This is a genomic window from Nocardia rosealba (assembly GCF_020216065.1).
Lineage (GTDB): Bacteria > Actinomycetota > Actinomycetes > Mycobacteriales > Mycobacteriaceae > Nocardia > Nocardia rosealba.
On sequence record NZ_JAIWNA010000009.1, the window covers coordinates 110,341 to 127,883 of the forward strand.

Here is a 17,543-nt window from a genome sequence, read left to right on the forward strand (position 1 = left end):
GGCGGGTGCCTCTGGGTCAGCGGCCGAGGAGGTGGCGGAGGGTTTGTTCGAGGTCGGGGGTGCGGAAGGGGTGGGTGGCGGCGGTCAGGCGGGTGGGGGTGACTCGTTGGCCGGCTTCGGCGAGTTCGCGGGCGCCCTGGCGGCCGAGGAGTAGGGCGGGGCCGAAGGAGGGGACGGGTAGGAGGGCGGGGCGATGCAGTACGTGGGCGAGGGTTTGGGTGTAGTCGGTATTGCGGACGGGGTTGGGGGCGACGGCGTTGACCGGTCCGACGAGTGCGGTGTCCCAGAGTGCGCGGTGGTAGATGTCGAGGAGGTCATCGATGCCGATCCAGGACTGCCACTGGGTGCCGGGGCCGATGCGGCCGCCGAGGCCGGCCGTGAAGAGGGGGCGCAGCAGGCGCAGGGTGCCGCCTGCGGGGGATTGGACGATACCGGTGCGGATGCGGACCACGCGGACACCGGCGTGTGCGGCGGGTTCGGTTGCCGCCTCCCAGGCCGCGACCACGTCGGCGAGGAAACCGTCTCCGCGGGTGGAGTTCTCGGTGAGGACCTCGTCGCCGCGGTCGTAGCCGTAGTAGCCGATGGCGGAGGCGGAGACGAAGGTGGGGACGCCGCAGCGGGCGGCGGTTTCGGCGAGGGCGCGGGTGGGGCCGATGCGGCTGTCGGCGATCGCGTGGCGGTGTTCGTCGGTGAAGCGGCCGGCGATTCCGGCGCCTGCCAAGTGGACGACCGCGTCGACGCCATTCAGCAGGTCCGGTGCGGGATCGTCGGGATTCCAGTGGCGTTCGGCGGGGTCGTTGGTCGGGCGGCGGACCAGGCGGATCACCCGGTGCCCACCCGTGGACAGGAACGCGCACAAGGCGGTGCCGACCAACCCGGACGCTCCGGTGACCGCGATCGTCCGCGCGGCGAAACCTGTTGCGGCGGCACGTTGGTGAGCCGCGAGATCACCGGCGAGCTGGCGATAGCGATAGTCGAACATCGGCTGTAGCAAGCGGGTGGGGATCGGGGTGTCGACGCGGTCGATCACCGCGGTGTGCTCGGCGTCGACCTCGGCGAATTCGTGGGTGTGCCGCCACGGCAGCAGGCGGCCGAGCGGCGCCGAGGCCAGACCGTCGACGGCCACCTCGTCGGCGAAAGACACGGGCGGATCGTAGGCCGCGGGGTCGTGCCGGGCGATCCAGCGCAAGCCACCGGGAAGACCGAGGACTGCGGCGCCACGGGCAAGGTCGGAGGATTCCGCCAGCAGCCGCACCGGCTGCCACGGCGGCGCCAATCGGGTGAACGCGCCGGGCCGCTCGAACCAGCGGAACACCTCGGCACGGGGTGCGGTGACAACGCTCGAACAGTCGATGCCCATAACCCGACTGTAGCCGTCCCCGGAGAGACGATGAAGCGTTCAAGCATCGTTTCGCGACTCCGGGCCTGCCGGAGTTCCGGGCCCGCCGGTGAAAGGCTGGGGAATGTCAGCGCGGTTCGAGAGGGAACAACCTCTGCATGAGCGTGAGATCCATCCAGCGACCGAATTTATGACCCACCTCGGGCAATTCGCCGACGACCCGGAACCCGAACTGTTCGTGGAGGACGATCGATGCGGCGTTGCCGGACTCGATGGCGGCGATCATCGCATGCACGCGTCCGGAATCCGTTGCGCGAGCAATCAACTCGGTGAGCAGCGCGGTGGCGACACCGCGACGCTGGAAACGCTCACCGACATAGACGGAGTTCTCGACGGAATACCGGTAGCCGGTTTTGGGCCGCCACTGCCCGTAGGACGCGTAACCGGCCACCTCACCGTCGATCTCGGCGACCAGCACCGGCATCCCCGCCGCGGTGCGGTCGGCGAACCAGGTGAGCCGGTCGTCGAGATCCACCTGATCGGTGTCCCAGATCGCGGTCGACTCGGCGATATTGGCGTTGTGGATCTCCAGCACGGTCGGCAGGTCGGCTTTGTCGGCGTCGCGAATCAGCATGGGCGCCTTCATGATCGGCCGACGGTAGCGGCGAGCGCGGCGCCGATGGTCGGATGCTGGAAGGTGTAACCCGCCTTTTCCAGTGCGGCGGGAATGGCCCGTGGGCCGGTGAGCAGCGCCTCGTCCGCGAGCTCACCGACCGCCGTCCGCAACGCGAACGCGGGCACGATGAGTGGGGCGGGACGATGCAGGGCGCGACCCAGCGCGCGGGTGAATTCGGCATTGGTGACCGGAGCCGGGCCGACGGCATTGATCGGCCCGTACAGGTCGGGATGGGTGAGCGCGAAGACGATCGCGCCCACCTCGTCGTCCAGAGAGATCCACGGCGTGTACTGGCGCCCGCTGCCCAAACGGCCACCGAGTCCGAGCCAGTACAGCGGATGCAACATGCTCAGCATGCCGCCGTTGCGGGCGAGCACCACCGCACTGCGCACCAGCACCGTGCGCACTCCCGCGTCGGTGGCGGGCGCGGTGGCTGCTTCCCAGTCCCGACACAGCGTTGCGAGGAAACCTGTTCCGCTGGAAGCGGTTTCGTCGACGATCGAGTCGCCGGTCGTGCCGCCGTAGTACTGCGCGCCGCTGGCGTTCACCAACGTCGGCACGCCCGCGGCGGCGACCGCCGTGGCGAGGACATCGGTGGGGGTGATCCGGCTGTCCCGCAGCAATTGCTTGTAGCTGCCGTTCCAGCGGCGCGCACCGATACTCGCGCCGCACAGATTCACCACCGCGTCGGCCCCGCGCAACGCCCGCTCGTCGAGCTGGGCGCGCGCGGGATCCCACGCGAATTCGTCCGGTGCCGCGGGAGCGCGGCGCACCAGCCGGGAGACCTCGTGCCCGTCGCGGCGCAGAGCCGCGACGAGCGCCGTCCCGATCAGCCCGGACGAACCGGCGATGACCACCTTCATCGAAATGACCTGCTACAGCCCGAGATCGGCCTCGAACGCCGCCTCTTCCAACCGGTGCTTGATGGTGGTGAGGAAGCGGCCCGCGTCGGCACCGTCGATGAGCCGGTGATCGTAGGTGAGCGGCAGGTACACCATCGAACGCACACCGATGGACTCGCCACCGGTCTCGTCGGTGACGACCACCGGACGCTTCACGATCGCGCCGGTACCAAGCATGCCCGCCTGCGGCGGAACCAGGATCGGGGTGTCGAACAGCGCACCCTCGGAGCCGATGTTGGTGATGGTGAAGGTGCCACCCGACAGCTCGTCGGGCTTGAGACCACCGTTGCGGGCGCGGTTGGCGATGTCGGCGATCGCGCGGGCCAGCCCGGCCAGCGACAGGTCGCTGGCGTTGTGGATGACCGGCGAGAGCAGACCCTGCTCGGTGTCGACCGCGATACCGAGGTGCACCGACGCGTGGTAGGTGATCTCCTTGGTGTCCTCGTTGTAGGAGGCGTTCACGTTCGGGTGCACACCGAGGGCCTCGACGACGGCCTTGGCGAAGAACGGCAGGTACGTCAGGTTGACGCCCTCACGGTTCTTGAACGAGGCCTTCGCGAGCTGCCGCAGATGCGCGATCTTGGTGACGTCGGCCTCGTGGACCTGGGTCAGCTGCGCGGTGGTCTGCAGCGATTCGCGCGTCTTGGTCGCGGTGATCTGCCGGATGCGGCTCGCCTTCTGGGTGGAACCCACGAGACCGGCCAGCTTCGGAGCCGCCGTCTGCTTGGCCGGGGCCGCGGCGGGGGCCGGGGCGGCGGCGGGCGCGGGCTCCGGTGCCTTCTTGGCTTCGGCGGCGGCGAGCACGTCCTGCTTGCGGATGCGTCCGCCCACACCGGAACCGGTGAGGCTCGACAGGTCGACGCCGTTCTCCTCGGCCAGCTTGCGCACCAGCGGAGTCACGTACGGGGTGCTCCCGTTACCTGCCGACGCGGCCTGCGCTGGCGCGGGCGCGGCGGCGGGCGCGGGCTTCGGCGCGGGGGCGGGCTCCGGCTTGGGCTCGGGCTTCGGAGCCGGTGCCGCTTCCTGCTTCGGCTCGGGCTTCGGAGCCGGCGCGGCTTCGGGCTTGGGCTCGGGCTTCGGCTCCGGCGCGGAGGCGGCGGCGGGCTTGCCGCTGCCGATCACACCGAGCTGTCCGCCGACGGCGACGACGTCGTCCTCCTGCGCGGAGATCTCGAGCAGCGTGCCCGCGACCGGCGAGGGGATCTCGGTGTCGACCTTGTCGGTGGAGACCTCGAGCAGCGGCTCGTCGACGGCGACCTCGTCACCGACGGCCTTGAGCCAGCGGGTGACGGTGCCCTCGGTGACGGACTCGCCCAGCTCGGGCATCTTCACGGGGGTGCCGGACGACGCGTCGGCCTGAGCGGGCGCGGCGGCGGGCTCGGGGGCCGGTGCCTGCGCGGCGGGCTCGGGCTCGGGCTCGGGTTCGGGTTCCGGGGCGGGCGCGGATTCCTCGGCGGGCGCGGGGGCGGAAGCGGGGGCTTCGCCGGCATCGCTGATCACGCCGAGCTCACCGCCGACCTCGACGACATCGTCTTCCTGGGCGACGATCTTCGACAGCACACCGGCGGTGGGCGACGGGATCTCGGTGTCGACTTTGTCGGTGGAGACTTCGAGCAGCGGTTCGTCGACCTCGACCGTGTCTCCTTCCTGCTTCAGCCACCTGGTCACCGTTCCCTCGGTGACGCTCTCACCAAGAGCCGGCATCTGGACGGAGAAGGCCATGTCCTCTGACTCCTCTGACTGTTCGACGGGTAATACAACAGTGCTTCGACCCCGGCGGGCATTGCGCCGCGGGTCGCGGCGTGTGTCCACCCCGACCGTGTGGCGGGACTCCCGGGAATCGTTGGTTCTTGTTCCGGCAACCATCCTTGCACTCGCCCGTCGCGTCTGTGGCGCTGGGCGGCAATCCGTGCGGAGCTGGCACCATGGAATGTACGGCGGTGAGCAGAATTCCGTCGGAAAGCAGAAGGGCTGAGCCGGTGGGTTTGCTGGATCGTTTCCGCGGGGTGCGGGGCCGGAGCAGGTCAGTCGCGCGCGAGAACGCCTCGGAGGTGCGCGCGCTCGCGCAGTGGGCGCGGGCGCGCCACGGAGTCGAGGCATTCGTCGAACCCAAGACCACTGTGACCGATGTCACAGCGGTCCTGGTGGCGGCGGACGGCGAATGGACGCGCCGGATCGTCGGCGAGCACGGCGCGCGCCGCCTGGCCGACACCTTGCGGGTTCCCGTGTACGACGTGACCAAGACGGGCTATCCCCAGCGGATGCGCGACTTCGACGCCCGCCGCCGCATCGAGCAGCGGCGGGCCCGTGAAGCCGAGCTGGAGGAGTGACTACTCCGCGCCGATCTGTTCGATCACCGCGATGAGCGTGCGCACCGGGACACCGGTGCCGCCCTTGCCGATATAGCCGAACGGTCCGCCGGTATTGTAGGCCGGACCGGCCACGTCCAAGTGGGCCCACTGCACACCCTCGGGGACGAATTCCTTGAGGAACAGCGCCGCCGCGAGCATGCCGCCCCAGCGGTGCGGCGTGACATTGGCCAGGTCGGCGACCTTGGAGTTCAGGTCCGCGCGCAGTTCGCTCGGCAGCGGCATGGCCCAGCCGTTCTCGCCCACCGCGCGCGAGACCTCGGCGACGCGATCGCGGAACTCGTCGGTGCCCATCACGCCCGGGGTGCGAGTGCCGAGCGCGACCATCTGCGCGCCGGTGAGGGTGGCGACATCGATGAGGTAGTCGGGTTCGTCCTCGACGGCGCGCACGATGGCATCGGCGAGGATGAGCCTGCCCTCGGCATCGGTGTTGATGACTTCGACCGTGGTGCCGCCGTATTGGGTGAGCACGTCGCCGGGGCGCTGCGCGGTGGCCGACGGCATGTTCTCGGCCATCGGCACGGTCGCGGTGACGGTGACGGGGAGACCGAGGCGCGCGGCGAGCAGCACGGTCGCGATGACCGCCGCCGCACCGGCCATGTCGGAGGTCATGTTCTCCATGTTCGCGGCGGGCTTGATCGAGATACCGCCGGTGTCGAAGGTGATGCCCTTGCCGACCAGCGCGACCTTCTTGGGCCCGCCCGCATAGGTGATGCGCACCAGCCGCGGCGGGCGTGAGGAACCCTGACCGACGCCGATGATGCCGCCGTAACCGGCTGCCGCCAACGCGTTCTCGTCGAGCACCTCCACCTCGAGCCCGGCGGCTTCGGCGAGCACGCGGGCCCGGTCGGCGAACTCGGCGGGGTACAGCGCGCTCGGCGGGGTGTTCACGAAATCGCGTGCGGTGGCGACGGCTTCGGCGACCAGCTGGGCGCGCAGCAGCTCCAGCACCCCGAATTCCGGTTCCGGAACCAGCAGTTCGACGCGGACCACCGGCTGTTCGTCGGGCTTGGGCGCGCTCTTGGCCGACTTGAACGCGGAGAAGGTGTAGGCGCCCAGGTAGAAGCCCTCGGCGGCGGCACCGAGATCGATGCCGGACAGGGTGGTGGCGACGAGTTCGGTGCCCGACAGCGCCCGCGCCGCGACGCCCGCGCTGCGGCGGACCTGCTCGGCGTCGACCTTCTCGGCCGCGCCGAGACCCACGGCGAGCACGCTGGTGACGTTGTCCAGCGCCGCCGGTGCGGGCACCCGGGTGAGTTCCTCGGGCTTGCCCTTGGCGCCGACCGCGCCGAGTGCGTCGAGCAGCTCCGTGCGGACCTCGGGGGTGAGCACGTCGCCGAACAGGTCGGCCGGGGCGATGGCCGGTCCGTTCTCCGAGGAGGTCAAGCCGATCACCAGCACATCGGTATCCGCGGTGAGGGATTCGATACGTGCCAGTTCCGGTCCGAGTGAACGATCTGCAACAGCGGTCATCGACCCAGATTATGTGGTCGGCGCTCGGGGCCGCACGGCTAGGTGAGCTTCGCCGCGAGCCGCGTCGCGTTCATGTACCCGATCGCCTCGATGGTCACCATCGGGTTCACACCGGGCGCGGTGGGGAAGCAGGAGCCGTCGGCGACGACGATGTTGCCGACGTCCCAGGTGGCGCCGTCCGGATCTGTCGCGGATTGCTCGGCCGTGCCGCCCATCCGGGCCGAGCCCATGATGTGCAGCGCGCCCATCGAGCAGCGTCCCGGGCCGTATCCGGCCTGTCGGCAAGCGGCCTCGAACTGTGCGAGCGACCCGCTCTTGCCGGGCGTGAAGGAGATGCCCGCTTGGTGGCCGGAGTAGATGCGTTGCGCGCCTGCGGCTTCGAGCATGGTCGCCGCGCCGACGATGCCGGTGTGCAGGTGGGCGGCGTCGTAGTCGGAGAGCCGGTATTTCACCACCGGCTCGCCGCTGCGATCGACGCCGACGGTGCCCGGGTCGCGGTCGCGGGTGATGACACCGATGGAGCTGGTGCGGGCGAATTCGAGCATGGCGTCGCGATGCTGCCGTGCGCCGCGCCAGTTCATGAACCCGGTGGCCAGCCCCGGGTGCACCGGGCCGGTCTCGTAGATGACGCCGAAGCCGTTGCCGTCGAGGTCGGCGTGGTGCCTGCTGATCCGCGCCTGCAGCGCTCCCTCCCAGGGCCGGATCTCGTCCTCGAACACCCCGAACACGGCGGCCGCGGGATGCAGACGCAGGTGGCGGCCGATATTCGGGTTGCGCAGACCCGACCGGCGCAGCAGCGCGGGCGTCTGCACGGCACCCGCGGCGACGACGACCGCGCGGGCGCGCACCGTGATCTCGACCCCGTCGGAGGTGCGGGCCGATACCGATTCCGCCCGACCGGCTTTCACCGTGACGGTGCGGACGTCGGCGTCGACGACCAGCCGGGCGCCGTGCTCGGCGGCGTCGCGCAACCAGGTCTTGGTCGCCGACTGCTTGGCGCCGAGTCGGCAGCCGTAGCCGCAGCGACCGCATTCGATCGCCGCGTCGCAGGCGTCGCCGACATTGCGCGGCAGGGTGTCGACGTCCCAGCCGAGCGCTCGCGCGCCGCGTTCGAGAATGCCGTCGCGGGCCGAGATCGGCGATTTGGCGCGGGTGACGCCGATCCGCTCACTCACCACGTCGAGCGCCGCCCCGAACTCGTCACCGGCGAATTGGGGGACGCCGAGGTCGGCCCATTCCGCGCGCACACGGTCGGGAACCGGCAGCGAGGTACTCCAGTTGACGACGGTTCCGCCGCCGAGACAGCTGCCCGCGACCAGCGTGAGCTGGCCTTCCGCCGTCGTCGCGGGGCCGGCCGCGTAGAGGGTGGTCAGCGCGGCGAGTTCGCCGTCGCCGAAGTCCTTGTCGTCGTAGTAGTTTCCGCGCTCGAGCACGACCACATCGAGCCCGGCCCGCGCGAGCACGGCGGCCGCGGTGCCACCACCGGCGCCGGATCCGACGACGACCACATCGCAGTCGAGCGTGGTCGGCCGGGTGAACCGCTCCGGCTTCAGCTCCGGTGCCGCGGCGTCGGGGGCGGGGCCGGTCGGTGCCGGGTAGCCGATCCGCTCCCACAGCGGATTCGTGCCGGTCGGGCCGGGGGTGACGTTGTACGCCAGCAGGGAGGCCTGTTTCAAGGCCTGGAAGATCGCGCGGACCGGGGCGAGCCGGGAATCCGCGAGCCGCAGCAGGGCCGCCTCGCGCTGCGCCTGCGACAGGGTGGAGAACCGCCGGAAACCGGTACCGGTGAGCGCGCCGAACGCGCGGGTGTCCCACAGGTCGAGCAGGGTGGCGAACTGCTTGCGGTCGGCCTCGCGCGGGTTACGGCCGAGAATCGCGAGAATGGTTTCCACCGCGCCGAGCTCGGCGGCGCTGGGTAGTCCGGTCTCGTCACCCGGTATGAACGTGTTGCAGATCGCGGCGAGCGTCGCGCGCTGTGCGGCCGTCGGTTCCATGAGGAAACCACCCCTTTTCCACTTCGGGTGATGTCTATCACGGACGGGGTGAACGCGCTGGGCGTCAACGGTTTTCGGGCCGGACGGATGCCCGGCCCGAACCGTCAGCCTGCGACGAAGCGGACCGTCTTGGTGCTCGGGGTGTCGAGAGCGACCTCGGTGGAGGTGATCGGTTGTACGTCGGAGTCGCTGGTATAGGCGGTGAGCTGATAGCGGCCGGGCTGCAGGCCGCGGAAACTGGCCTGGCCGGAATTGCCGGTGAACAGGTGGCGGTGGATCGAATCGCCACAGGCGTCGACGCCGATCAGCACCACCTTGCCGCCCGCGATCGGTGCGCGCGTGTCCGCCGCGACCAGCACGGCATCGATCTGGCCGGCCGCCGCGCGGGTGTACCGGTCGTCGTACAGCGTTTCACCGCCCTGCTCGCAGCTGGTCGTGGTCTGGCCGACGGTGTCGTCGGGACCGCCCGGATGGGCGAGGGCACCGCCGGCCGTGCCCGTGAGAAGAGCTGTCGCGATCACTGCGATCGCCGAACACTGTGAAACCCCGAACCGTGGCATTGCGCCGTATTCCTCCTCGAATGTGGGTAACACTGGGGTTGGTGTTGCGTGAACTCTCGGGGCGAGACTGTACTGAGCGGAATTCCGGGGATGAATCCGGCGTTCTACTCCCACGGTCGTGCGCTGTACGTGCGACCACGAGCTCTCATCGAGGAGGATCTGTGAGCGAGACCCGCAAGGCGATTCTGGCCGGTGGCTGCTTCTGGGGTATGCAGGACCTGATCCGCCGTCAACCGGGGGTTCTGTCGACACGCGTCGGTTACACCGGTGGCGAGAACGAGCACCCGACCTACCGCAACCATCCCGGTCACGCGGAGGCCGTCGAGATTCTCTACGACCCCGAGCGGACCGATTACCGCGCGCTGCTCGAATTCCTCTTCCAGATCCACGACCCGACCACCAAGGACCGGCAGGGCAACGACATCGGCTCGAGCTACCGATCGGCGATCTTCTATCTCGACGACGAGCAGCGGCGCATCGCGCTCGACACCATCGCCGACGTGGACGCCTCCGGGCTGTGGCCGGGCAAGGTGGTCACCGAGGTCACCCCGGCCGGGGAATTCTGGGAGGCAGAGCCCGAACATCAGGACTATCTGGAGCGCTATCCCGACGGCTACACCTGCCATTTCCCGCGTCCGGGATGGAAATTGCCCAAACGCGAGAATGTGAGCTGATAAGCGACGCCGACATATGCCATGATCGGCGATGTCGGCGTGAGCGCGATGACGCCGGATCGGTATGACTCATGACGGCGGCCGCGGTCGCCGCAGACGATGAGGAGATGCGGTTCGGATGACGTATGGACAGCAGCAACCCGGATATCCTCCGGCGAGACCGGATCTCAGCGTAGGCGCCGCTCTCGGGTACGCCTGGGAGAAATACAAGAACAACGTCGTCGTCTGGATCGGTATCGTCCTGATCTTCGCCGTGATCCAGGTGGCGCTCAACTTCATCTTCGGGCTCGGCAATTCCGCCGACACCGATTACAGCGGCAACTTCAGCATCGGATTCGGTGTCTGGCAGTTCATCGGCAGTGTGGTGAGCACCGTCGTCGGCTATCTGATCTCCGCGGCGATGGTGCGTGGCGCACTGGACGAAACCGACGGGCGCAAACCGGGATTCGGTGAATTCTTCAAGTTCACCAATGTCGGCGCGATCATCGTGGCTTCGCTGCTCGTCGGTATCGCCACCGGTATCGGTTTCGTGCTGTGCATCCTGCCCGGCATCGTGATCGCCTTCTTCACCTGGTTCACGCTCTACTTCGTACTCGACCGGAACCAGGACGCGATCACCGCGATCAAGTCGAGCTTTTCCGCGATCTCCGCCAATGCGGGGCCGCTGCTGTTGCTGGCGCTCGCGCTGTTCGGCATCAATATCGTGGGCGCGTTGCTGTGTGGCCTCGGTCTGTTGGTGTCGATTCCGCTGTCGGTGCTGGCGACGGCCTACGCCTACCGGGTGATCACCGGTGGGCCGGTGGTCGGCGGTCAGAGCGTCGCCGATCCGGGTTACCCGCCGTACGGTGGTCCGGCCGGTGGATACGGTGAGCAGCCGGGATACGGCGCTCCGGGTGCGGGTGGCTACGGTGAGCCCGGCTTCGGTGGGCAACAGCCCGGCGGGCCCGGATACGGCCAGCCCGGCTTCGGTCAGCAGCCCGGCGGGCCCGGATACGGTGGTCAGCAGCCCGGCGATCCCGGTTACGGCGGTCCGGGTGCAGGCGGGCAGCAGCCCGGCTATGGCGGTCCGGGTGCCGGTGACCAGGGTTACGGCGGCCCGGGGACCGGTAGCGGCGGCTACGGCGGCCCAGGCTCGGGGCCCGATCTCGGCAAGCCCGACGACGAGGGCTGGGGCAGGCCCGAGAACCGCTGATCTACGCCGAGGGGCGTGCGATGATCCGTCATCGCACGCCCCTCGTGCTGTCTACTCGCAGCCGTAACCGTCGCCGTCGCGGTCGAGGCCGTAGTCGTCGGGGCCGATGACCTTCACCTTGCCGGTGTAGACGGGGCCGTTGCCGCTGCCACCCTCGCAGTCGACGTCGCTGACGATGGGTAGGCAGGGGGAGTACGAGCCGTGGCAGTCCGAGGACTGCTGGGCGCTGGCCACGGCCGGGGTCGCGATCGCGAAGGCGAAGGCCGCGACAGCGGCGGACCCGAGGGTGACGGCGAATTTCATGTGGTGCTCCGTTCAGTTGTACAGCGGCGCACAGTGTTTCACGCATGGGCGATTTGCCGGAAATTTCCCTGTCGGTACCTGCCGGTAGTATCGGGGCGTCGTCGATCGGGGGAGGGACAATGCGGGGGAAGTGGCGGGCGTGGTCGTGGTGGATGCGTGGTCTCGTCGTCGTGCTCGCGCTGGTGGCGGTGGTATCGGTGCCGGTCGCGGGCATACTCACCGCGCTGCTGGTGTACAACGTCGGTGAGCAATCCGAGCAGGCGCGAACCCGGGGTAAGGACGCGTTCTGGCTCGGCCACGCCTGGGTCGACGGGCGCCGCACCGACGCCGATATCGACGGGCTCGCGAAGTTGCTGGCGGGTACCGGCATTCGTGATCTGTACGTCCATACGGGTCCGCTGGAGCACGACGGGTCGTTGCGCGACGACCTGGCCCCCAGGGCGCGCTGGTTCGTCGACGCGGTGCACACGAAGTTGCCCGGTATCCGCGTGCAATCGTGGCTCGGCGATATCGTGCAGCCCGAATTCGACGGTCTCGACGTGGAATCGGCGTCGTCGCGGGATCGGGTGGTCGCCTCGGCGCGGCGGGTGCTCGACTACGGGTTCGACGGTGTGCACTATGACCTCGAACCCATCCGGTCGGGGTCGCCGGGGTACCTGGCACTGCTCGAGCAGACCCGCGTGATGACCGCGGCCGCCGGGGTGACCTTGTCGGTGTCGGCGCCGGTGATCGATCCGCTTCCCGGGCTGCATGCGGTGGGGATCGCGGTGGCTGACCACGGGAAGTGGTGGAGCCAGGCGTATTTCGCGGAGGTGGCGCGGCGGGTCGATCAGGTGGCGGTGATGTCCTACGACACCGCGATGCCTACGCGCGCGCTCTACAGCGGCTACGTCGCGCAGCAGACGGAGCTGGCGCTGGAGGTGACGCCCGCGGAGGTCGATCTGCTGATGGGCGCACCCGCGTTCTGGGCCGACGATCCCGGCCATCACGGGGCGGCCGAGACAGTGGCGGCGGCGGTGCGTGGGATCCGATTAGGGCAGACGCGCACCGATGTGGGCCGCGCGAACTTCGGGGTGGCGTTGTATGTGGATTTCGCTGCTACGCCTCAGGATTGGGCCGATTACCGGCAGGGGTGGTGCGTCATTGCGTAGCCGAAGGGGCCGGTAGTTCGGCGAGCCAGCGGTGGCCGGGGTGGACTCGGGTCAGCCAGTTGTGCAGCCGGGTCGAGCGTTCCGGGGTGAGCAGCGGCAGTACGTGGTGGAAATCGGCGGAATCCTTCGGGCGGTCGGCTTTCGCCTTGAACAGCAGGACCGCTTCGGGGACCAGGTAGGGGATACCGGTGGGGGTGGTGCGGATCAGGTCGCGGTAGGGGAGGGTGATGCTGGGGTCGCGTCGGCAGATCCAGATGTCGCCGTCGTGCGGTTCGCGGAACACGTCCAGGTGATAGGCGCCGGTGAACGGGTCCCGCAACCAGGTCTGGTGCAGGTCGGCGTTGTCGGCGGCGGCCGCGAACGACCACAGCGTGCCGTCACCGACGACATCCCACTCGTATTCGGGAAATGCCGCCGCGATCGTCGGGAAAGCCGCTCGGGGAACAGCGATTTCGATGTCGGCATGGGCGCGCGAGATGGCCCCGGCGAACAGGTCGAGCGCCCACCCGCCTGCCACCGCCCACGGCGCCGTGCAGTCGGCGAGACGGGCGGCGACCACGCTCGGCGTCCAGGGGTCCCAGCGGCGGTCTGCTTCGAACGCGGTGATCGGACGTCCACCGTCCGGAAAGCTCATGATCCATCATGTGCACAGTCCGACAGGGTGGCGCAAGGTTGTTGTGGGCGATGGTGATCGAGGTGAGACGGGTTCGTGAGAAACCCGGTTCAGCGACGCCGATCGGTGAGCCAGGCCAGCGGACGACGGTGATGCGGGCGGGCCCGGTTCTCCCAGCGCGGGTTCTCCTCGTCGCGGCGGTACACCGTCACCCGGCCCGCCACCGAGAACCGCAGGGTGCTCGCCGTGCCGACCACCTCACCGTCGGCGGCCACCGCGATCGGGGACTTCGAGGTGATGGTGAGTTCGTGGGTCTGGCGTTCGCCGTACACCCGGCTGTGCCCGATCGCGGCCAGCATCAACGCGATCACCGCACGGGTCCGGGAGAACCGCACGTCGGCGCGTAGCCAGCGCACATCGAGCAGCCCCTCGTCGAGGCGGGACCGGAACGCGGGCACCGCGCCGTGCGGATGATAGGGGCCGTTGCCGATGAACAGGAACCACATGTCGTGCCAGCGGTCGTCGATGCGGATGTGGATCGGTTCGGCCCGGCGCAGGGTGACGACGAGGGCCGCGGCGAACGCGGGCCACTTGCCCCAGCGGTCCTCCCACTTCTCCCGCAACCGGACCAGCTCCGGGTAGGCGCCGACGCTGGCGGTGTTGATGAGGTGATGGGTGTGCGGACCCTCTGGGGTGTCGAATTCGACTGCGGCGATGTCGACTTCCACGGCCTCGCCCGCACCGGTGGCGTCGGCCACCTCGCGCAGGTCGTAGACGCCGAGGTCGCGCGCGAAGTGGTTGAGGGTGCCCGCGGGGACGACGACCAGCGGCAGGTCGTTGCGGATCGCCACGGCGGCGGCCGCGGCGATGGTGCCGTCACCACCGGCGGCGCCGACCGCGAGCACCGACGGGTCGATAGCCTCCTGCAGTACCTCGGCGGCGTCGCGACCGGGCACGGTGTGCAGCAGTTTCGCGGCGGGCAGGGCCTCGGCGATATCGGGGGTCGGGTCGTAGGTGGAGTCACCGGAGCGCGGATTGATCAGCAGCGCAAGGCCTTTGCCGTCGGCCAGGATCGGCGCGTCCTGCACGGCGTGTGCCTCGGCCTCGTCGGATTCGCGGATCGGCCACCAGCGGCGGGTGGTGAGCGCGACGGCGGTGCCGACGCTCGCACCGACCAGCACGTCGGAGGGCCAGTGCGCGCCGGTGTGGATGCGCGAGTAGGCGACGGCGGCGGCGACGGGAGCCACGGCGAGCGCGGTGCGCGGGCTCTCCAGCGCGACGGCCGTCGCGAACGCGGCGGCGTTGGCGCTATGCCCGGACGGGAACGACGACGACACCGGCGCGTCGACGAGTCTGCGCCCGTGCGGCATCAGCTCGGCCGGTGGCCTGCGCCGGGGGATCAGCGTCTTGAGCACAAGATTCACCGCGATGCTCGTGCCCGCCAGGGCGATCACACCGCGCAGCGCGGCCCGGCGCGGCGGACCGGGTTTGGCCGCCAGCACCGCAGCCGTGGCCAACCACAGCCCGCCCGTGTTCGCCGAGCGGGTCAGTCGCAGCATGCCGCGATCGATGGCGGTTTCGGGAATGCGGGACACAGCCCGGCTCATGGTCTCGTCCATCCGGGCGACATGACCGAACCGGGCGCGGGGCAGATCACTCACACCGAGAACACTACCGCCGTTGCCCGTCTTCATCTTTCGCTCGCGACCGTCGCGACCCGTGCACCCCTCGAAGCCGGGTCACGACGGTTCCCGATCAGGGGACCGGGATCGGGGACGGGTTGCAGTCGGCCGTGGGGCTCTCGCCGGACAGCGACTGCAGGATGCAGCCCACATTGATCTGGCTGCTGCCGGTCTCGGCGTGCGCGACCGGCTGGGTCAGCAGCACCGACGCGCCGGCGAGCATCAGGACGGAGATGGGTCTACGGAGATTCATGGCGTGATCCTCGCATGCTCCGGCGTGCCGAGATGGCTGGTGAGAGCCCCCAAATGCAGGGGCACGCCGCGATGTCGTGACCGCCGGATAAGCTCGCTGCCATGACCGACAACGTCCTGCTCGAAGGCCCCATCCATGCCGTTCATGTCGAACTGGGGGCGACCTTCGCCCCGTTCGGTGGCTGGGAGATGCCGGTGCAGTACGCGGGAACCGTCGGCGAGCACACCGCGGTGCGGACGACCGTCGGCCTGTTCGATGTGAGTCACCTGGGCAAGGCGACGGTGGCGGGGCCCGGCGCCGCGCAGTTCGTGAACTCGGCGCTGACCAACGATCTCGGCCGCATCCGCCCGGGCAAGGCGCAGTACACGCTGTGCTGCGCGCAGGACGGCGGCGTGATCGACGACCTGATCGCCTACTACGTCGGCGACGACGAGGTGTTCCTCGTCCCGAACGCCGCGAACACCGCCGCGGTCGTCGCCGAACTGCGCAAGACCGCACCCGAGGGCATCACCGTCACCGACGAACACCGTGAGTACGCGGTGTTCGCGGTGCAGGGACCCAAGTCCACCGAGGTACTCGCCGCGCTCGGCCTGCCCACCGACATGGAGTACATGGCCTACGCCGACGCCGAATGGGACGGTCGGCCCGTACGCGTGTGCCGCACCGGCTACACCGGCGAACACGGCTACGAACTGCTGCCGAAATGGGACGACGCCGAACCGGTGTTCCGCGCGCTGGTCGAACAGGTCCGCGCCGCGGGCGGTCAGCCCGCCGGGCTGGGTGCCCGCGACACCCTGCGTACCGAGATGGGCTACCCCCTGCACGGCCACGAACTCTCCCTCGACATCACTCCGAACCAGGCTCGCACCGGGTGGGCCGTCGGCTGGCAGAAGCCGCAGTTCTGGGGCAAGGACGCGCTGACGAAGGAGAAGGCCGACGGACCGCGCCGCACCCTGCTCGGTCTCAAAGCGCTCGACCGAGGTGTGCTGCGCCAGGGCCAGACCGTCCTGCGCGACGGCGAACCGGTCGGGGAGACCACCTCGGGCACGTTCTCGCCCTCGCTGAAGGTCGGCATCGCGCTGGCCCTGCTCGACACCGACGCGAAGCTCGCACCCGGCGACGAGGTGGAGGTCGATGTGCGCGGGCGCAGGCTGCGCTGCGAGGTGGTCAAGCCGCCGTTCGTCGACACCAAGACCAAGTAATAGTTACCGCCCGATAGGATCACGTCATGACAGTCGCTGCACAGTTCACCCGTATTCCGCACCCCGCGCCCATCTCGGCGCAGCAGCGGGAACAGGTACTGGCGGCGCCCGGTTTCGGGCGGTACTTCACCGATCACATGGTGTCGATCGACTACACCGACGGTCAGTGGGGCAACGCTCGGGTCGAGCCGTACGGTCCGTTGTCGATGGATCCGGCCACCATGGTCTTCCATTACGGACAGGCGATCTTCGAGGGCCTCAAGGCCTACCGTCAGCCCGACGGCAGCATCGCCACCTTCCGCATCGACGCCAACGCGGCTCGGTTCCGTCGTTCGGCGGCCCGCATGGCGATGGCGGAGCTGCCCGAGGAGCTGTTCATCGAGTCGGTGCGCCAGCTGCTCGAGGTGGACGCCGACTGGGTGCCCGCCGCCGGTGGTGAGGACTCGCTGTACCTGCGTCCGTTCATGTTCTCGACCGAGGCCGGTCTCGGGGTGAAGCCGGCCGCCGCCTACAAGTACCTGCTGCTCGCCTCGCCCGCGGGCGCGTACTTCCCGCGCGGTGTGAAGCCGGTGCGGGTGTGGTTGTCCACCGAATACGTGCGCGCCGCACCCGGCGGTACCGGTGAGGCGAAGGTGGCGGGCAACTACGCCGCCTCCCTGCTCGCCCAGGCCCAGGCCACCGAGAAGGGTTGCGACCAGGTGGTGTGGCTGGACGCCTGCGAGCGTCGCTACGTCGAGGAGATGGGCACCAACAACCTGTTCTTCGTGTTCGGCACCGGGTCGCAGGCGCGGCTGGTGACCCCGGAACTGTCGGGTTCGCTGCTGCCCGGCATCACCCGCGACTCGCTGCTCACCCTGGCCGCCGACTCTGGCTACCCGGTGGAGGAGCGCAAGGTCTCGGTGGAGGAATGGCGCAAGGGCGCCGAATCCGGTGAGATCAGTGAGGTTTTCGCGTGCGGAACGGCCGCCGTGATCACCCCCGTCGGTTGGGTGCGTTCCCACGACGGCGAATTCGCGATCGGCGGCGGCGAGCCCGGCGAGGTGACGATGGCGCTGCGCGACACGCTCACCGGTATCCAGCGCGGCACGTTCGCCGACACCCACGGGTGGATGCGCAAGCTGTAATCGGCGAAAAAAGAGCGGGCCCCGGTGTGGGCCCGC

At 69.4% G+C, this 17,543-nt stretch carries 17 protein-coding genes; 6 read left to right on the top strand and 11 right to left on the bottom strand.

Features of this window, described 5'->3' with window-relative positions; all coding sequences use genetic code 11:
• Window positions 1–16 precede the first annotated feature (16 nt).
• From LDL21_RS26410 to sucB, 4 genes are all read right to left on the bottom strand, one after another.
• Window positions 17–1,360 carry a TIGR01777 family oxidoreductase gene (locus LDL21_RS26410; protein ID WP_225282199.1) on the bottom strand — a complete coding sequence of 448 codons (1,344 nt, stop codon included), beginning with the start codon at window positions 1,358–1,360 and terminating at the stop codon, window positions 17–19.
• A gap of 106 nt (window positions 1,361–1,466) precedes the next feature.
• Complete coding sequence (locus LDL21_RS26415; RefSeq protein ID WP_305082693.1) at window positions 1,467–1,973, bottom strand: GNAT family N-acetyltransferase; 507 nt, start codon at window positions 1,971–1,973, stop codon at window positions 1,467–1,469.
• 8 nt (window positions 1,974–1,981) lie between these two features.
• A complete protein-coding gene (locus tag LDL21_RS26420) occupies window positions 1,982–2,878 on the bottom strand; it encodes a TIGR01777 family oxidoreductase (RefSeq protein WP_225282201.1) in 897 nt (298 codons plus the stop codon).
• A 12-nt stretch (window positions 2,879–2,890) separates the two neighbouring features.
• Window positions 2,891–4,639, bottom strand: a complete 1,749-nt coding sequence (sucB, locus tag LDL21_RS26425) for a 2-oxoglutarate dehydrogenase, E2 component, dihydrolipoamide succinyltransferase (protein WP_225282202.1) — start codon at window positions 4,637–4,639, stop codon at window positions 2,891–2,893.
• 257 nt (window positions 4,640–4,896) lie between these two features.
• Between sucB and LDL21_RS26430 the strand changes: the two genes are divergently transcribed.
• Window positions 4,897–5,247 carry an oxidoreductase gene (locus tag LDL21_RS26430; protein WP_225282203.1) on the top strand — a complete coding sequence of 117 codons (351 nt, stop codon included), beginning with the start codon at window positions 4,897–4,899 and terminating at the stop codon, window positions 5,245–5,247.
• On the opposite strand, the gene LDL21_RS26435 is transcribed toward LDL21_RS26430, so the two are convergent.
• The 3 genes from LDL21_RS26435 to LDL21_RS26445 all read right to left on the bottom strand — a co-directional run bounded on the left by LDL21_RS26435 (window position 5,248) and on the right by LDL21_RS26445 (window position 9,274).
• On the bottom strand, window positions 5,248–6,759 hold the full coding sequence (locus LDL21_RS26435) for a leucyl aminopeptidase (RefSeq protein ID WP_225282204.1): 1,512 nt from the start codon (window positions 6,757–6,759) through the stop codon (window positions 5,248–5,250).
• A 38-nt stretch (window positions 6,760–6,797) separates the two neighbouring features.
• Window positions 6,798–8,753, bottom strand: a complete 1,956-nt coding sequence (locus LDL21_RS26440) for a GMC family oxidoreductase N-terminal domain-containing protein (protein WP_225282205.1) — start codon at window positions 8,751–8,753, stop codon at window positions 6,798–6,800.
• 104 nt (window positions 8,754–8,857) lie between these two features.
• The gene (locus LDL21_RS26445) at window positions 8,858–9,274 is read right to left on the bottom strand and encodes a carboxypeptidase-like regulatory domain-containing protein (protein ID WP_225282206.1); all 417 of its coding nucleotides are present in this window, start codon (window positions 9,272–9,274) and stop codon (window positions 8,858–8,860) included.
• Window positions 9,275–9,474: 200 nt separating this feature from the next.
• Here LDL21_RS26445 and msrA point away from each other — a divergent pair, with 200 nt between their 5' ends.
• Window positions 9,475–9,987, top strand: a complete 513-nt coding sequence (msrA, locus tag LDL21_RS26450; RefSeq protein WP_225282207.1) for a peptide-methionine (S)-S-oxide reductase MsrA — start codon at window positions 9,475–9,477, stop codon at window positions 9,985–9,987.
• Between the two features lie 118 nt (window positions 9,988–10,105).
• Entirely contained in the window at window positions 10,106–11,179 is a 1,074-nt protein-coding gene (locus LDL21_RS26455; protein WP_225282208.1) for a hypothetical protein, read from the top strand.
• Window positions 11,180–11,230: 51 nt separating this feature from the next.
• On the opposite strand, the gene LDL21_RS26460 is transcribed toward LDL21_RS26455, so the two are convergent.
• Window positions 11,231–11,482 (bottom strand): hypothetical protein, encoded by a 252-nt coding sequence (locus tag LDL21_RS26460; protein ID WP_067643043.1) that lies wholly within the window; start codon window positions 11,480–11,482, stop codon window positions 11,231–11,233.
• A gap of 119 nt (window positions 11,483–11,601) precedes the next feature.
• Here LDL21_RS26460 and LDL21_RS26465 point away from each other — a divergent pair, with 119 nt between their 5' ends.
• The gene (locus LDL21_RS26465; protein ID WP_225282209.1) at window positions 11,602–12,633 is read left to right on the top strand and encodes a glycoside hydrolase family 18 protein; all 1,032 of its coding nucleotides are present in this window, start codon (window positions 11,602–11,604) and stop codon (window positions 12,631–12,633) included.
• Here LDL21_RS26465 and LDL21_RS26470 read toward each other — a convergent pair.
• From LDL21_RS26470 to LDL21_RS26480, 3 genes are all read right to left on the bottom strand, one after another.
• Window positions 12,623–13,267, bottom strand: a complete 645-nt coding sequence (locus LDL21_RS26470; RefSeq protein ID WP_225282210.1) for a nucleotidyltransferase domain-containing protein — start codon at window positions 13,265–13,267, stop codon at window positions 12,623–12,625. The two genes, LDL21_RS26465 and LDL21_RS26470, sit on opposite strands and share 11 nt — an antisense overlap.
• 89 nt (window positions 13,268–13,356) lie before the next feature.
• On the bottom strand, window positions 13,357–14,907 hold the full coding sequence (locus tag LDL21_RS26475; RefSeq protein WP_225282211.1) for a bifunctional phosphatase PAP2/diacylglycerol kinase family protein: 1,551 nt from the start codon (window positions 14,905–14,907) through the stop codon (window positions 13,357–13,359).
• A gap of 94 nt (window positions 14,908–15,001) precedes the next feature.
• The gene (locus LDL21_RS26480; RefSeq protein WP_133734234.1) at window positions 15,002–15,181 is read right to left on the bottom strand and encodes a hypothetical protein; all 180 of its coding nucleotides are present in this window, start codon (window positions 15,179–15,181) and stop codon (window positions 15,002–15,004) included.
• A 101-nt stretch (window positions 15,182–15,282) separates the two neighbouring features.
• On the opposite strand from LDL21_RS26480, the gene gcvT reads away from it, so the two are divergent.
• Complete coding sequence (gcvT, locus tag LDL21_RS26485) at window positions 15,283–16,383, top strand: glycine cleavage system aminomethyltransferase GcvT (RefSeq protein WP_225282212.1); 1,101 nt, start codon at window positions 15,283–15,285, stop codon at window positions 16,381–16,383.
• Window positions 16,384–16,409: 26 nt separating this feature from the next.
• Entirely contained in the window at window positions 16,410–17,507 is a 1,098-nt protein-coding gene (locus LDL21_RS26490; RefSeq protein WP_225282213.1) for a branched-chain amino acid aminotransferase, read from the top strand.
• The last annotated feature ends 36 nt before the right edge of the window (window positions 17,508–17,543 follow it).

What these genes read in the sequence shown, in the direction of transcription:
- LDL21_RS26460 (WP_067643043.1), bottom strand. Translation starts at nt 11,482, where the DNA reads ATGAAATTCGCCGTCACCCTCGGGTCCGCCGCTGTCGCGGCCTTCGCC.
- sucB (WP_225282202.1), bottom strand. Translation starts at nt 4,639, where the DNA reads ATGGCCTTCTCCGTCCAGATGCCGGCTCTTGGTGAGAGCGTCACCGAG.
- LDL21_RS26420 (WP_225282201.1), bottom strand. Translation starts at nt 2,878, where the DNA reads ATGAAGGTGGTCATCGCCGGTTCGTCCGGGCTGATCGGGACGGCGCTC.
- LDL21_RS26480 (WP_133734234.1), bottom strand. Translation starts at nt 15,181, where the DNA reads ATGAATCTCCGTAGACCCATCTCCGTCCTGATGCTCGCCGGCGCGTCG.
- LDL21_RS26490 (WP_225282213.1), top strand. Translation starts at nt 16,410, where the DNA reads ATGACAGTCGCTGCACAGTTCACCCGTATTCCGCACCCCGCGCCCATC.
- LDL21_RS26440 (WP_225282205.1), bottom strand. Translation starts at nt 8,753, where the DNA reads ATGGAACCGACGGCCGCACAGCGCGCGACGCTCGCCGCGATCTGCAAC.
- LDL21_RS26415 (WP_305082693.1), bottom strand. Translation starts at nt 1,973, where the DNA reads ATGCTGATTCGCGACGCCGACAAAGCCGACCTGCCGACCGTGCTGGAG.
- LDL21_RS26410 (WP_225282199.1), bottom strand. Translation starts at nt 1,360, where the DNA reads ATGGGCATCGACTGTTCGAGCGTTGTCACCGCACCCCGTGCCGAGGTG.
- LDL21_RS26435 (WP_225282204.1), bottom strand. Translation starts at nt 6,759, where the DNA reads ATGACCGCTGTTGCAGATCGTTCACTCGGACCGGAACTGGCACGTATC.
- gcvT (WP_225282212.1), top strand. Translation starts at nt 15,283, where the DNA reads ATGACCGACAACGTCCTGCTCGAAGGCCCCATCCATGCCGTTCATGTC.
- LDL21_RS26465 (WP_225282209.1), top strand. Translation starts at nt 11,602, where the DNA reads ATGCGGGGGAAGTGGCGGGCGTGGTCGTGGTGGATGCGTGGTCTCGTC.
- LDL21_RS26455 (WP_225282208.1), top strand. Translation starts at nt 10,106, where the DNA reads ATGACGTATGGACAGCAGCAACCCGGATATCCTCCGGCGAGACCGGAT.
- LDL21_RS26470 (WP_225282210.1), bottom strand. Translation starts at nt 13,267, where the DNA reads ATGAGCTTTCCGGACGGTGGACGTCCGATCACCGCGTTCGAAGCAGAC.